General features: G+C 67.2%; 13 protein-coding genes. 6 read left to right on the top strand and 7 right to left on the bottom strand.

From position 1 onward, the window contains the following. The first annotated feature begins 70 nt into the window (after positions 1-70). Complete coding sequence (locus U1839_RS24560; RefSeq protein WP_332806196.1) at positions 71-814, top strand: head GIN domain-containing protein; 744 nt, start codon at positions 71-73, stop codon at positions 812-814. A 52-nt stretch (positions 815-866) separates the two neighbouring features. Next, entirely contained in the window at positions 867-1,565 is a 699-nt protein-coding gene (locus U1839_RS24555; protein ID WP_332806195.1) for a GIN domain-containing protein, read from the top strand. A 420-nt stretch (positions 1,566-1,985) separates the two neighbouring features. Here the strand turns inward: U1839_RS24555 and U1839_RS24550 are convergent, their stop codons facing one another. Beyond that, positions 1,986-2,390, bottom strand: a complete 405-nt coding sequence (locus U1839_RS24550) for a DUF1489 family protein (RefSeq protein WP_332806194.1) — start codon at positions 2,388-2,390, stop codon at positions 1,986-1,988. 24 nt (positions 2,391-2,414) lie between these two features. Then, positions 2,415-3,824, bottom strand: coding sequence for a magnesium transporter (gene mgtE / locus U1839_RS24545; RefSeq protein WP_332806193.1), 1,410 nt, complete (start codon positions 3,822-3,824; stop codon positions 2,415-2,417). A gap of 124 nt (positions 3,825-3,948) precedes the next feature. On the opposite strand from mgtE, the gene U1839_RS24540 reads away from it, so the two are divergent. Further along, positions 3,949-4,404, top strand: a complete 456-nt coding sequence (locus U1839_RS24540; protein WP_332806192.1) for a peptidylprolyl isomerase — start codon at positions 3,949-3,951, stop codon at positions 4,402-4,404. A 41-nt stretch (positions 4,405-4,445) separates the two neighbouring features. Here the strand turns inward: U1839_RS24540 and U1839_RS24535 are convergent, their stop codons facing one another. Then, complete coding sequence (locus U1839_RS24535) at positions 4,446-6,476, bottom strand: TonB-dependent receptor plug domain-containing protein (protein WP_332806191.1); 2,031 nt, start codon at positions 6,474-6,476, stop codon at positions 4,446-4,448. 127 nt (positions 6,477-6,603) lie between these two features. Further along, a complete protein-coding gene (locus tag U1839_RS24530; protein WP_332806190.1) occupies positions 6,604-7,494 on the bottom strand; it encodes a LysR substrate-binding domain-containing protein in 891 nt (296 codons plus the stop codon). Positions 7,495-7,808: 314 nt separating this feature from the next. Here U1839_RS24530 and U1839_RS24525 point away from each other — a divergent pair, with 314 nt between their 5' ends. Then, positions 7,809-10,100 (top strand): CDC48 family AAA ATPase, encoded by a 2,292-nt coding sequence (locus tag U1839_RS24525; protein ID WP_332806189.1) that lies wholly within the window; start codon positions 7,809-7,811, stop codon positions 10,098-10,100. A 12-nt stretch (positions 10,101-10,112) separates the two neighbouring features. On the opposite strand, the gene U1839_RS24520 is transcribed toward U1839_RS24525, so the two are convergent. Both U1839_RS24520 and U1839_RS24515 read right to left on the bottom strand, forming a co-directional pair. Further along, on the bottom strand, positions 10,113-11,402 hold the full coding sequence (locus tag U1839_RS24520; RefSeq protein ID WP_332806188.1) for an MFS transporter: 1,290 nt from the start codon (positions 11,400-11,402) through the stop codon (positions 10,113-10,115). Beyond that, the gene (locus tag U1839_RS24515) at positions 11,399-11,722 is read right to left on the bottom strand and encodes an antibiotic biosynthesis monooxygenase family protein (RefSeq protein ID WP_332806187.1); all 324 of its coding nucleotides are present in this window, start codon (positions 11,720-11,722) and stop codon (positions 11,399-11,401) included. The genes U1839_RS24520 and U1839_RS24515 overlap by 4 nt, the downstream gene beginning before the upstream one ends. A gap of 133 nt (positions 11,723-11,855) precedes the next feature. Between U1839_RS24515 and U1839_RS24510 the strand changes: the two genes are divergently transcribed. Then, positions 11,856-12,470, top strand: a complete 615-nt coding sequence (locus tag U1839_RS24510; RefSeq protein ID WP_332806186.1) for a class I SAM-dependent methyltransferase — start codon at positions 11,856-11,858, stop codon at positions 12,468-12,470. A 149-nt stretch (positions 12,471-12,619) separates the two neighbouring features. Here the strand turns inward: U1839_RS24510 and U1839_RS24505 are convergent, their stop codons facing one another. Continuing rightward, complete coding sequence (locus U1839_RS24505; RefSeq protein WP_332806185.1) at positions 12,620-13,777, bottom strand: phospholipase D-like domain-containing protein; 1,158 nt, start codon at positions 13,775-13,777, stop codon at positions 12,620-12,622. A gap of 120 nt (positions 13,778-13,897) precedes the next feature. Here U1839_RS24505 and rpoZ point away from each other — a divergent pair, with 120 nt between their 5' ends. Further along, the gene (gene rpoZ, locus U1839_RS24500; protein ID WP_281129453.1) at positions 13,898-14,242 is read left to right on the top strand and encodes a DNA-directed RNA polymerase subunit omega; all 345 of its coding nucleotides are present in this window, start codon (positions 13,898-13,900) and stop codon (positions 14,240-14,242) included. The last annotated feature ends 326 nt before the right edge of the window (positions 14,243-14,568 follow it).

The raw sequence follows: 14,568 nt of genomic DNA, 5'->3' as shown, positions 1-14,568 counted from the left end.
CCCCCCCACCAAAACCCTTGCACCTCTCCTCATGTGTGTTATGATACCAACACACATGGGGAGAAGATCGATGCGCATTCTCACGCTGGCGATGCTGACCGCGGTGCTGCCGCTTGCCGCCTGTCACGGCCATGGCTTCAGCGCCGATACCACGCCGGGCATCAAGGGCAGCGGCACCGGCGATGCGCGCAGTTATCAGGTGGCCGATTTCACCGGGGTCGATCTGCGCGGCTCGGACGATGTCGAGGTCAAGACCGGCGCCGCCTTCGCGGTGCGCGCCGAGGGGCCGTCGGCCGAGCTCGACCGGCTCAAGATCACCCGTACCGGCGACACGCTGCGCATCGGCCGCATCGATGATGGCGGCTTTCACTGGAACAGCGGCAACCATCCGGTGAAGGTCTTCGTCACGCTGCCGCGCCTCGCCGCCGCCAGCATCGCCGGCTCGGGCGACATGTCGGTCGACAAGGTCGAGGGCGCCAGCTTCTCGGGCAGCACCGCGGGCTCGGGCAATCTCGACATCGCCGCCGTCGCCGTCGACAGCGTCGATCTGTCGATCGCCGGGTCGGGCGACATGCGCCTCAAGGGCGCGGCGAAGCAGCTGCGCATCGATATCGCCGGTTCGGGCGGCGTCGATGCCGCCGGCCTTAAGGCGCAGGGCGCCAAGGTCTCGATCGCCGGCTCGGGCAATGCCCGCGCCGACGTCACCGGGCCGGCCAGCGTCTCAGTGATGGGCTCGGGCGATGTCGATCTCGGCGCCGGCGCGAAATGCTCGACCTCCAAGATGGGCTCGGGCGAGGTGCATTGCGGCAGCTGATCGGGCAAAGCCCGCGCTTGGCTTCCCCCGTGAAGGGTGCGATGTCGGGGGCATGATCGTCCGGCTGCTCGCCTTCGCCCTGCTCGTCCTGCCCGTCGCCGCCGATGCCGCCGAGCATCGTTATGCCTTTGGCAGCTATGAGCGCGTCCGTATCGAGGGGCCGTTCGAGGTGCGCGTCACCACCGGCGTCGCGCCGGGCGCGCTGGCGACCGGCGATGCGCGGGCGATCGACGGGCTCGACATCCAGTTGCAGGGCACCACGCTGATCGTGCGCATGGGCCATCAGGGTTGGGGCGAGACCCCGGTCGGCAAGGCCGTCGCGCGGCCGGTCATCACGCTGACCACCCCGCGGCTCAGCGCGGCGTTCGTCAATGGCGGCGCGCGCGTGACGATCAAGGGCATGAAGGCGCAGCGCGTCGACCTGTCGGTCAATGGCAGCGGTACCGTCACGGTGAGCGCGGCCGATACCGATCAGCTGTTCGCGACGATCGTCGGCGCGGGCACGATGACGCTGGCGGGCCGCGCGGCGCGCGCGCGCCTCGTCACCAATGGTGCGGGCAATGTCGATGCCACCGCGTTGGTCGTCAACGACCTGTCGATCCTCCAGGATGGCACCGGCGAGACCCGCGCCGCGGCGCGCTACACCGCGCAGGTCAATTCCTCCGGGCTCGGCCATGTCGTGGTGACGGGCAAGCCCAAGTGCTTCGTCCATGCCGCGGCCGGCGGGCCGGTGGAGTGCGGCGGCTCCTGACGACGCTCGCGGGCGGCGTAGTCTCCCTCTCCCTTTGGGAGAGGAGCATCGCGAAGCGATGGGAAGGGTGAGGGCCGCAACGAAATGCCGCACTGGCGGCTGCCCTCATCCGGCGCTTCGCGCCACCTTCTCCCAAAGGGAGAAGGATTTTTGCCGTCGCTCCAGAACGCCGCGATTCAACTACCCGGCGGACATGTCATGATCGCACCGGCTCTTTCCTACCGTGAAGCATGAAACTCCGGCACGGCTGCGACCCCGTCGTCACCGCGTCGCGTCTTGTTCCGGCGCGTGCATTTTCCCTGCCAATTCCCTGCCAGCGTCGCGCCAAGCCACGGGAATAAAACGACAAGTTGGATCTGGCAGGGAAATAAAAAATGTCGCGGCCGATGGCAGCGAAAAACGCGGCGCTTTTACGCCGCTCTACACCAGCCCCAGCGCCGCGAGCTTGCCGATCAGCGCAGCGGGCAATGCGTCGCCGCTGCTGATGTCGCCACCCAGATCGGCCGGCGCATCGGCGTCCTCAAGATAGCGCCACCCTTGGTGCGCGCGCTTTGGCCGGCCCTGGGTCAGCACGAGATGCGGGTCGAGATGGATCGCGACGCGCCCGCCCTCGGCCTCGCCAAACGACAGGATCGGTGAGCGCGCGACCAGGCTATGCTTGATGATCCAGAACAAGGATCCCTGCCCGGCAATTTCGACATGCCGTTTGGGCAGATAACGCGTGGTGAGGAACACCGGCCCCGCCGCCGCACGCTCGAGCAAGCGCTCGGCAAGATGCTCGACGCCCGACGCGCCGAACGCGACCTTGGTGAGATGAAGTGGCACGCCGGCGATGTGGGGCTGGCGCCGCTAGGCGCCAAGGCCCCACAAGGTGGCGAGGCCGAGAAACGAGAAGAACCCCATCACATCGGTCATCATCGTCACGAACACCGCGGACGACACCGCCGGATCGATGTCGAGCCGGTCGAGCGTCACCGGGATCAGCACCCCCGACAGTCCGGCGATGAGGTTGTTGATCACCATCGCCATCGCGATGACGATCGCCAGATTCTCGTTGTGGAAGATCAGCAGCGTGCCCAGCCCGACCAGGATCGCCAGCATCGCGCCATTGGCCATGGCGATGCGGAATTCGCGCAGGATCATCCGGCTGGTGTTCGAACTGGTCAGCTGGTTGGTGGCGAGCGCGCGCACCACCACCGCCAGCGTCTGCGTGCCGGCATTGCCGCCCATACCCGAGACGATCGGCATCAGCACCGCGAGCAGCGCATAGCGCGCGATCTCGCCCTGGAAGGCACCGACCACCGAGGCGGCGAGCATCGCCGTGCCGAGATTGACCACCAGCCAGGTGATGCGCGTCCGCACCGTCAGCGCGATCGGCTCGTTGATGTCGCCCTCGCCCGCGCCCGACAGCCGCGTGATATCCTCGCCGGCCTCCTGCTGGATGATGTGGACGATGTCGTCGACGGTGATCATCCCGACCAGCCGCCCCCCGGCATCGACCACCGCGGCCGAGATCAGCGCATATTTCTGGAAGCGCAACGCGACCTCTTCCTGGTCCATGTCGACCGGGATCAGCGTCTGCTCGCGCTTCATCACATCCGCCATCGGGATCGCGCGCGGCGTGCGCAAAATCCATGACAGCTGGCAGGTGCCGACCGGCTTGTGCGCCGGGTCGACGATGAAGATTTCCCAGAAATCGGTGGTCAGCTCTTCATGGCCGCGCAGATAATCGATCGCGTCGCCGACCGACCAATGCTCGGGCACCGCGATCAGCTCGCGCTGCATCAGGCGCCCGGCGGATTCCTCGGGGTAGGACAGCGCTTCCTCGATCGCGGCGCGATCGTCGGGGTCGAGCGCGCGGAGCACCTCGCGCTGGTCGGCGGCGTCCATGTCCTCGATGATCGCGACGGCATCGTCGGTATCGAGTTCGGCGGCGATGTCGGCGACCTGGTGCGGGTCGAGCGCATCGATCAGGTCCTCGCGGACATAATCGTTCATCTCGGCGAAGACGTCGCCGTCGAGCAGGTCGGAGATCGCCTTGGCGAGCGCGGCGCGTTCCTCGCGCGGGGTCAGTTCGAACAGGTCGGCGAGATCGGCCGGGTGGAGCGGCTCGACCAGCGCGCGTGCGCCATCGGCATCGCCGGCATCGACCGCGTCGAGCACCGCACGGACGAATTCGGGCTTGAGCCGGTCGTCCTCGTCGAGCTGGTTGGTCTCGATCTCGGCGTCGATCTCGGGGGAGAGTTCGGTCTCGCTCATCGTCCGACCTCCTGCCGATGCTTCGCGTCGTCGGGCGATAACCGCATTCCGTGCGGTTTGCCAGCGCCGCCGGAGGCCGCTAGGGGCACCGCCATCCCCTTACTTTCTACCGGAGCTTGCCGACATGGCCGATACCCCCGAAACCCTCACCCTCACGCTCGCGACGGGCGATGTGAAGATCAAGCTGCGCCCCGATCTCGCGCCGAACCATGTCGCGCGCATCGTCGAACTCGCCAATGACGGCTTCTATGACGGCGTCGTGTTTCACCGCGTGATCCCGGGCTTCATGGCGCAGGGCGGCGATCCGACCGGCACCGGCATGCACGGCTCGAAGAAGCCTGATCTCGCCGCCGAATTCTCCAAGGAACCGCATGTCCGCGGCGTCGCCTCGATGGCCCGCGCGCAGAGCCCGAACTCGGCCAACAGCCAGTTCTTCATCTGCTTCGACGATGCCCGCTTCCTCGACGGTCAGTACACCGTATGGGGCGAAGTGACCGAAGGCATGGAACATGTCGACGCACTCCCCAAGGGCGAGCCGCCGCGCGAGCCGGGCAAGATCATCACCGCGCGCGCCGCCTGATTCGAACTGCCGGGTCCGGTCGAGGCCGGACCCGGCAACGCCTACAGGACGCGCCTGACCTGCAGGTAGAGATAGCTGCCGCGCCGGGTCGTCCGATCTTCGCGGTACAGCAAGGGTGCCGCGTCGCGCGGCCCGGCATAGACGTCGCGCAGCGTGCGAAACGATCCGTTGGTGGCATTGCCGAGATCAAGCCGCAGCGTCGTCGTCGCCGACGGCTTCCACTGGCCATAGATCGACATGAAGGGCTGCGCGATTACCGTGCGGACCTGGCTGCTGCGATAGGTCGTGAAGTGGTCGACATTGCAGTCATGGCTGACGCCGTAGGAGAAGCGGCCGCGCTTCAGATCCTGGCTGAACGAAACGAGGCAGGTGAAGGGCTGGCTATAGGCGAGCGGCCGGCTCAGGCGCGTCAACGGGTCGGTCACGCGCGAACTGGTCCATGATCCGCGCAGGTTGAGCAACGAGCCCTTCCAGCCGAGCCGATCGAAGGGCAGCGTAAGGTTGATCCGCGCCTGGTCCTGCGTACCGGTGCCGATATTCCCCGTCGCGTCGAAACCGCCGAGCAGCGGTATGACGTCGATAACGTCCCGGTAGGCGATGTGGCTCGCGGTCAGCTCGATCACGCCCTTGTTCCAGAAGCGGTGTTCATACACCGCCTCGAACACGGTATCGCGCTGCGGCCGGAGATCGGCATTGCCGCCCGTCACGGTGCCGAGGGTGATTTCGGTCGACGCGGCGAAGTCGCCGAAATTGAGCTGGCCGACCTCCTTCTCGACGCGCAGGCGCAGCTGGTTGCCGGCCGAGGCCAGCCAGGTCAGCTGCGCGCGCGGTTTGGGATAGGTGAACGACCTGCTGCTGTTGGTGTCGCCGGCCTGGGCGATTCGCGAGACTTCGACGCGCAATCCGGCCTCGGCGGTCAGCCGCGTGCCGGGATGCCACGTCGCCTGGGCGAAGCCCTCACCGCGCGTTTCGCTGACCAGGATCGCGGCATTGGGTAACGGCACGTCGTTCCCCTGCTCGGCATAGCGCGTCGCGCTGCGGAGGAAATTATAGGCAATCTCGCCACCTGCCTCGAATGCCCATCGGGTATCGGGATGGAAGCGATAAACGCCCCGCAGCACGCTCTCGCCGCTGGTCGAGGCGCTGTCGAAGGTCGAACGGTCGGTGCCGCTCGACCCGTCCGCGGCATAGTCGGTGTGGCCGAAGCGTTGCAGCCCGGTCAGTTCGAGTTCGCTGCGCGGGCCGAGCTTGCCGGTCCAGTTGAGGCCGAACTCGCCGCTCGGATTTGATGTACGGTCGGTGACTTGTTCGCCGTCGCCGGCCCCGGCGATGATCGTGGTTCGCTGCGCGGTCGACAGGCCGGTATAGTCGAACAGCGCATTGACGCGCAGCTTGCCGCCCAGCGCGGGCCGTTCGAGCGTGCCGCGCAGATTGAGATCGCGATATTGGTCATGGAGGTCCAGCGCCGCGCGTTGCATCAAGCTGTCATCAGCACCGCTCCGCATCCGCATGCCGCGTGTGGTTTGTCCGCTGCGGTCGTTGGTCGCCGAGATTGCGAGTTCGGTCTGTCTGTCGTCGGCGCGTTTGGCATATTGTGCCTTCAGCAACGGGGCGATGAAGCCGTCGGGATAGGCATAGGCGTTTGCCTCGACGACGATCTCGGCTTTGGCGCCACGCCGCAACACGACATTGGCGAGAACCGCCCGGCCCTGCATGTCGATGCCGGGCGCGCCGCCGCGGATCAGTTCGATACGCTCGACGCCAGCGGCGGAAATACGGCGAAGGACCGCGTCGAGCGTGTCGCTCTTGGAGGTCGGTCGCGCGCCATCGATCAGCACATTGCCGGCGGCCCCCGCAAGGCCGCGCGAATCCGGGTTGCCGATATCGAGCACGAAGCCGGGGAGCCGCCCGATCATGTCGAGCGCGGTGGTCGCGCCCGCATCGATGAAGAACGCGGCGGGAAAGACCAGCACGCCTTGGTCGGTCGCGGCGGTCGGCGGTGCCTGTTGCGCCGATAGCATCGCGGGGAGGATGACGCTCAATCCGGCGACCAGCGCCCAAATAGGATGCATCGATTCCCCCCCCGGTCGGTGCAGTGCCGAACGAGCGGCGCACAAGCGGCCAGGCTATGGCAACTTTTCTAAACCGTCGCTGAACGAAAAAGGTCGGCGGGAGATATATTTAGAGCCAATATGGTGGTTAAATCGATGGATCGGCGAGCGTCGCGATCAGCCAGTCATGGAACAGCCGCACCGGGCGCTGCGTCAGCGCCCGCGGGCGGCAGACGAAATAATAGCTGTACGGGCTCTCGACCGAGATGCCGAACAGCCGCGCCAGCCGCGGATCGTGCGCGTCCTCGAAATGGCTTTCGTGCATGAAGGCCACGCCCAGCCCCTGCGCCGCCGCCTCGAGCATCAACGCGCCCGAATCGAAATGATCGGTCGCCGCCGGTTCGAGATCGTCGAGGCCTGCGGCGCGGCGCCAGGCGGTGAAGGTGTCGGGCATGTCGCGGTGGACCAGCGCGGTGAGCCTGGCGAGCTGCTCGGGCCGCGTCACCGGATCGGCGCCTTCCAGCAGCGACGTCGCGCCGATGACATAAACCGAATTGCGATCGAGCCGCTTGGCGTAGAGCGATGGGTCGACGTCCCGCACCAGCGCGATCACCGCGTCGAGCCCGTCGCCAAGTCGTGACACGCCATGCCCGGCGGTATCGATGTCGAGATGCAACTCGGGGTGGCGCGCACGCAGTTCGGCGAGGTGCGGGAACAGGCGCTGCGACGCGAACAGCGGCAGGATGCCGAGCCGCAGCCGCAGCACGTCGGTGCTGCTGGTCATCGTCTCGACCGCGTCGCTCAATGAATCGAGCGCCGGCGCGATCTGCTGGAGCAAGCGCTCGCCATCGGCGTTGAGCACCACCGCCTGGTGGCGGCGATCGAACAACGGGCGGCCGATGAAGCGTTCCAGCGCCTGGACACGGCGGCTGAGCGCCGGCGCGGACAGCGCCAGTTCCTCCGCGGCGGCCTTGATCGAGCCGAGTCGCGCGACCTGCACGAACGCCTCGATTGCGGTCAACGGCGGCAAACGACGCATTCATCCCCTCCCTCTTGTGCGGTGCACTACATACCGGTGACACGAAAAATGCCGTCAAAGGAGGGAAAAATCCACCCTCGAATGCATTTTACGCAATCAACTCGTTTCTTTTCGCACTTGCACAATAAATTGTCGTGATACACATACGGGGTGCCTTTCAGGCATCCTCTCCTAAAACTTTCACGGCCGATCCTGCGGGGTCGGCCTTTTTTTGTGCTTTGCCAACTGGCCGTGGCGGCAATCGCCGGCCAGCCCTCGTATCTCGGAACCTTCGCTCCTACCTACGCGCTGTCCGGCACGTGAAAGGTAGATCGATGGCTGACAGCGAAGCGCCACTTCGGAAATTGCAGGTCGCCAATGCGCGCCCCGAAGACAGCGGGCGTGGTCTGGCGCATGTGCCGCGCGCGATGATGGCCGCGCTCGGCATTGCCGAGGGCGACGTGATCGAGATCGTCGGCAAGGCGACCACGGCGGCGCGCGCGGTCGCGCCCTATGCCGAGGATGAGGGGCTGGAGATCGTCCGCATCGACGGCCTGCAGCGCGCCAATGCCGGCGCTGGCTCGGGCGATTTCGTCGAGATCCGCAAGGCCGAATCGAAGCCCGCGACGCGCGTGGTGTTCGCGCCCGCACAACAGAATCTGCGATTGCAGGGCTCGTCCAACGCGCTCAAGCGGACCTTTTTCGGGCGTCCGCTGACGCAGGGCGACGTCGTCGCCACCGCCGGGCATCAGCGCGTCCAGGATATCCCGGCGGGCGTGCGCCAGTTCATGAACGCGCCGGCCTATGCCCTGCAGGAGATCCGCCTCGCGGTGATCGGCACGACGCCGCGCGGCGTCGTCCATGTCGACGAGAATACCGAGATCGAGCTGCGTCCCGAATATGAGGAGCCCAAGGAAGCGCGCCGCGCCGACGTCACCTATGACGATATCGGCGGCATGGGCCCGACGATCGACCAGCTGCGCGAGATGGTCGAATTGCCGCTGCGTTATCCCGAACTGTTCCAGCGGCTCGGCGTCGATCCGCCCAAGGGGGTGTTGCTGCATGGGCCGCCCGGCACCGGCAAGACGCGCCTCGCGCGCGCCGTCGCCAATGAAAGCGCGGCCGAGTTCTTCCTGATCAACGGCCCCGAGATCATGGGTTCGGCCTATGGCGAATCCGAAGGCAAGCTGCGTCAGGTGTTCGAGGACGCGGCGAAGAGCGCGCCGTCGATCGTGTTCATCGACGAGATCGATTCGATCGCGCCGAAGCGCGGCCAGGTGTCGGGCGAGGCCGAGAAGCGGCTTGTCGCGCAGCTGCTCACGCTGATGGACGGGCTCGAATCGCGCGCCAACATCGTCGTGATCGCGGCGACCAACCGCCCCGAGGCGATCGACGAGGCGTTGCGCCGGCCGGGCCGGTTCGATCGCGAGATCGTCGTCGGCGTGCCCGACGAGCGCGGCCGCCGCGAGATTCTCGGCATCCATACCCGCGGCATGCCGCTGGGCGACAAGGTCGATCTCGACGAGCTGGCGCGCACCACCTACGGCTTTGTCGGCGCCGATCTCGCCGCGCTGGCGCGCGAGGCGGCGATCGAGGCGGTGCGCAAGCTGATGCCCCGGCTCGATCTCGCCGAGGGGACGATTCCACCCGAAATCCTCGATACGCTGGCGGTGACGCGCGAGGATTTCCTCGACGCGCTGAAACGCGTCCAGCCCTCGGCGATGCGCGAGGTGATGGTCGAGGCGCCGCGCGTCCGCTGGGAAGATGTCGGCGGGCTCGACAGCGCGCAGGAGCGCCTCAAGGAAGGCGTCGAGCTGCCGCTCAAGGACCCCGACGCGTTTCGCCGCCTCGGCATCCGCCCCGCCAAGGGCTTCCTGCTCTACGGTCCGCCCGGCACCGGCAAGACCTTGCTGGCCAAGGCGGTGGCGCGTGAGGCGCAGGCCAATTTCATCGCCACCAAGTCGAGCGACCTGCTGAGCAAATGGTATGGCGAGAGCGAGCAGCAGATCGCCAAGCTGTTCGCCCGCGCGCGCCAGGTCGCACCATGCGTGATCTTCATCGACGAACTCGATTCGCTGGTGCCGGCGCGCGGCGGCGGGCTGGGCGAGCCGCAGGTGACCGAGCGCGTGGTTAACACGATCCTCGCCGAGATGGACGGGCTGGAGGAACTTCAGGCCGTGGTGGTGATCGGCGCGACCAACCGGCCCAATCTGATCGATCCGGCATTGCTCCGGCCCGGGCGGTTCGACGAACTGGTCTATGTCGGCGTGCCCGATGCGGCCGGGCGGCGGCGTATCCTCGGCATCCAGACGCGCAAGATGCCGCTGGCGGGCGATGTCGATCTCGATGCCGTCGCGGCCAAGACCGATCGCTTCACCGGTGCCGATCTCGAGGACGTCGTGCGCCGTGCCGGCCTCGTCGCGCTGCGTCGCTCGCTCGATGCCCGCGAGGTGTCGATGGCCGACTTCCTCGCCGCGCTCGAGGATTCGCGCGCCTCGGTGACGCCGGAGATGGAGAAGGACTATGAGCAGATGGGCGCGCGGCTCAAGCAGGACGCCGCGTCGCTCCAGCCGCTCGGCTTCATCTCGCCCGGTCAGCTGCGGCCGCGCGATGCGGACGGCAGCTGATCGCCCGGCGGCTCAGCGCTGGTCGCGCAGCGTGAACCAGGCATAGCCGAACAGCGCGAGCAGCGCCGCGGCGGCGGTGAGATAGGGCAGGGCATGGCTCGCCTCGTACAGGCCGACGCCGAGCGACGGCCCGAGTACGAACGACGCGCCGTTGACGCTGGTCACCTTGCCCGCGACGGAGCCCTGCGCCTGCTGGCCGACCGCGAGCGACGCGCCTGCGGTGAAGCCGGGGCGGGTGAAACCGAAGCCGAGGCTGGCCAGGCCATAGGCGACCGCGATGGTGTAGAGCGAGGTGGCGATGCCGGTCAGCGCCAGCCCGACCGCCGCCAGTACCAGCCCCGACAGGACGAGCTGGCGCGGGCTGAGGTTGAGCAGCGGGATGATGCCCCATTGAGCGAGGAGCGACGCGCCGGCGCCCATGATCAGCACCATGCCGGTCGGCTCGATCGCCAGCGCGGGGGTGAGGTTAAGCCGGTCGATGACGAGGAAACCGATCGCCTGGCTGGTCATCGCCTGGGCATGCCCCATCACCAGCCCGGCGAGCATCCAGCCGCGGATGCGCGGGTCGCGGAAGCGGACCTGCTCGCTATCGGGCTGCATCGCGGCGGCGACGCTGGCGCCGGTCGGCGCACCGCCGATCGAGGGATAGGCGCTCGACGCGCCATGCGTGCCGGGCTGCGGCGTGCGGTCGTCGGGCAACTGCGTGCGCACCGCGACGTACATCGCCGCGCCGAAGATCGCGAACACGAAGGCGGGGCCGGCAAGGCCGATTTCGACCCCGCCGACCTGGCCGAGGCGCAGGAACGGCGCGATCGCCGGGCCGAGGATCGTGCCCAGCCCGAAGGCCGAGGCGAGCAAGGTCAGCGCCTTGGTACGCTCCTCGCGCGTCGTCTCGCCCGCCACAACCGCCTGCACCGCGGGCGGCGCGGCGCTGCCGAAGGTGCCGTAGATCAGCCGCCCGGCGATGAAGAGGATGAACGCCGCCGTGCCGCCGATCCAGCCATTGATCCCGGCAGTGAGGAACAGCCCGCACAACAGCAGCGAGATCGCGAAGCCGCCAAGCCCGAGCAGGATCATCGCGCGGCGGCCATGCGTGTCGGAGCGCGCCGCCCAGAAGGGCGCGGCGATCACCCATAACAGCGCCGAGACCGAAAAGGCCGCCGCCACCGCGCTGTCTTTGACATGGAGCGAGCGGCCGAGCGCGGGCAGCACCGATTGCAACGCGGTGTTGCCCGCCGCGATGGTCAGCATGACCATGAACAGCAGCGCGAATTCGCGGTTGATCGCGGTCGGCGTCCTCATGCGGCGCCCCAGCGATAGTCGCGCGTGACGCCCGCCACCACGACCTCATAGCGCCGATACCAGCGCGCGCGCCCGGCGTCGCGGATCGCCTTGTGCTCGGGGTGGTTCTTCCAAGCGAGCGCGCTGGCCTCGTCGGCCCAGTAGCTCAGCGTGATACCGACGCCGTCGGCACCGCGCACGCTGTCATGGCCGCAATAACCCGGCTGGACCGCCGCGAGCGCGACCATTGCGTCGGCGGCGGCGGCATAGCCGTCGTCATCCGCGTCGGTCCGTTCCGACACGAAGATCACCACAATCTGGCCGTTCCGTTCGTCGTGCATGCGCCCCGATTAAGCGCTTCCCCTCCTGGCGCAAGCATTTGCGACATACCGATTGAACCTATGGGCTTGCATGTTTGTTACGGCTTTGCGACGAGCGTCGCGAACTCCCGGGAATGGTACAGAGGGATCGCCAGTGACAATTTCGACTGCTGCCGCCAGACGACAGCGCCGGGCAGCCGCCGGCGTGCCCTCGCCATGGGGCATGTTCCTGCGCGGTTTCTTCAAGCATCCTGTGATGGTCGGCTCGGTCGTGCCGTCGTCGGGCGTGTTGATCCGCAAGATGCTCGGACCGGTCGACTGGGCCAACACCAAGCTGTTCGTCGAGTACGGCCCCGGCGTCGGCACCTTCTGCCGTCCGATCCTCGAGCGGCTGGCGCCCGATGCCAAGCTGATCGCGATCGACACCAACCCCGATTTCATCCGCTATCTGCGCCACGACATCACCGATCCGCGCTTTGCCGCGGTCAACGGCTCGGCCGCCGATGTGCGCGCGATCGTCGCCGATCATGGCTTCGACGCGGCTGACTATGTGTTGTCCGGCCTGCCCTTTTCGACATTGCCCGAAGGCGTCGGCCCGGCGATCGCCGCCGCGACGCATGACGTGCTGCGTCCGGGCGGCGCTTTCCTGGTCTATCAGTTCTCGCCCAAGGTGAAGGACTTCATCGACCCGCATTTCGCGCGAATCGACCATGACATGGAATGGCTGAACGTGCCCCCGGCGCAGCTCTACTGGGCGTGGAAGGACTGACGGCGGCTCGGGATGGGAGCGGGGTGACATCTGCCTGAACGCCCTCCCAGCCGTTCGTTTCGAGCGAAGTCGAGAAACCTGGCGGAGCGCTTGTTGCCGTTTCTCGACTGCGCTCGAAACGAACGGGTTAGACTAAAGTCGCCGCGAGCCTAGCGTTCGTCGGCGTTAAGCCGCCGGGTGACGTTGAAGTCGACCACCGTCATGACGAAGAACGCGCCGGCCTGTTTGACCCGCATCCACCAGCTCGTCCGCGCCTTGTAGAGGGCCGAAGTGATCCGTTCGGATTGCGCGACCTCGCCGTCCATATAGGCGCGGGCGTGCGCCGCAAAGGCCGCGTCGTCGATCCGCAGCATCATCTCGAGATTGAGGAACAGGCTGCGGATGTCGTAATTGGCCGAGCCGATATAGACCACGTCGTCGATCACGAAGAGCTTGGTGTGGAGCTTGGTCGGCTGATATTCGTAAATCTCGACGCGCTTGCGCAGCAGCCCGGCATAGGTGAAGCGCGAGGCGAGGATCGCCGCCGGATGATCGTTCTTGGCCGGCAGCACGATGCGCGCGCGACCGCGCTGCCCGATGCGGTCGAGCCGCCGCAGCATGCCGGGGTTGGGGGCGAAATAACCCGCGACGAGATCGACGCGCTGCGCGCTCTCCATGTCGCGCTTGACCGCCAGCGCCCAGGGCGACAGCCGCCGCGCCGGGCCGCCGAACAGCCAGCGCGTCTTGCCGGCCGGCTGGCTCCACCGCGCGAGCGCGCGGCGCAGTCCGCGCAGCGGCGGGCGCGGCCGCCGTGCCCAACGGGCGAGCGCATCGAAATAACCGGTGATATGTTGCGCCGCCGGCCCCTCGACCAGCAGCCCGAGATCGCGCCATGCCTGTTCGGCCGGCGTTCCGAAATAGCTGTCCTCGACGTTGAACCCGCCGATGATCGCGCGCGCCTCGTCGGCCAGCGCGAGCTTCTGGTGGTTGCGCAGCAGATAGCGCCGGCCCCAGCTCGGCACGAAGCGGCAGACATCGACGCCGGCGTCGCGCATCGGCGCGAAGAAGCCGTTCTGCTCGGCCCCCTCGCTGCCCAGGCCGTCGATAATCAGCGAGACCGCGACGCCGCGCGCCTGCGCCGCGATCAGCGCGTCGCGCACCCGTGTCCCCGCCGCGTCGTCGACATAGATGTAATAGATCACGCGCAGGCTCTGCGTCGCACCCTCGATCAGCCCGAGCAACGCGTCGAGCCGGCGCGGGCCGGTGTCGAGCATGGTCAGCCGGTTGCCATCGACCATGAAGCTGGGTTGGGGCGGGGGATTCTCCATGACGCGCGGAGCTTTGCTGGAGCGTGGCGACGGTGGCAAGCGGGCGATTTTCTTGACTCTCGCGCTTGTGCCGCCTAGATCGCACGCCTTCACGTCATCGTCACCCAAAGGAAGCCATTCATGGCGCGCGTCACCGTCGAGGATTGCGTCGACAAGATTCCCAACCGCTTCGATCTGGTGCTGTTCGCAGCGCAGCGCGCGCGGCAGATTTCCGGCGGGGCCGAGCTGATGGTCGATCGCGACCGCGACAAGAACCCGGTCGTCGCGCTGCGCGAGATCGCCGAAGAGCTGGTGCACCCGGTGCACCTCGAAGAGGCAGTCGTGTCGGGCCTGCAGAAGGTCCAGGTCGACGACGACGATACGCCCGATGAGATCGGCAGCCTCGCGGCCTCGGCCGAGGCACTGCGCCTCACCGCCGCCGCCCCGCCGCGCAACCAGAATCTGGGCGGCGATTACGAGGGGTAAGCACGAGGCAGCGATTTAGCGGAGCTAAATCGCGTTTCAGCCGAGTGCCGGCCGGCGCGCCCGTAGGGCGCGACCGACGACGTGGCTTTGCCGCGGCGCGAACCTGGATGGCGCACTTCTTCTGGCCTCCCCGGCTTTCTTCTGGCTTCCCCGGCGAAGTGTACAGACCGGGGAGATGGTGGACGGGTGTTCGGAGACATGGTGGACACATCGGCATGGAGGATTAGCCATGCCGTTCAAGGAGTGTTCGCTGATGTCGGAGCGCGAAGAGTTTTGTCGCCTGGCAGCGATGCCTGATGCGAACAAGCGCGAGCTTTGTCGGCGCT

This window comes from Parasphingomonas halimpatiens (assembly GCF_036663795.1).
Taxonomy (GTDB): domain Bacteria; phylum Pseudomonadota; class Alphaproteobacteria; order Sphingomonadales; family Sphingomonadaceae; genus Sphingomonas.
The sequence above is the reverse complement of the archived record's forward strand: the minus strand, read 5'-3'. Positions and strand labels throughout refer to the sequence as shown.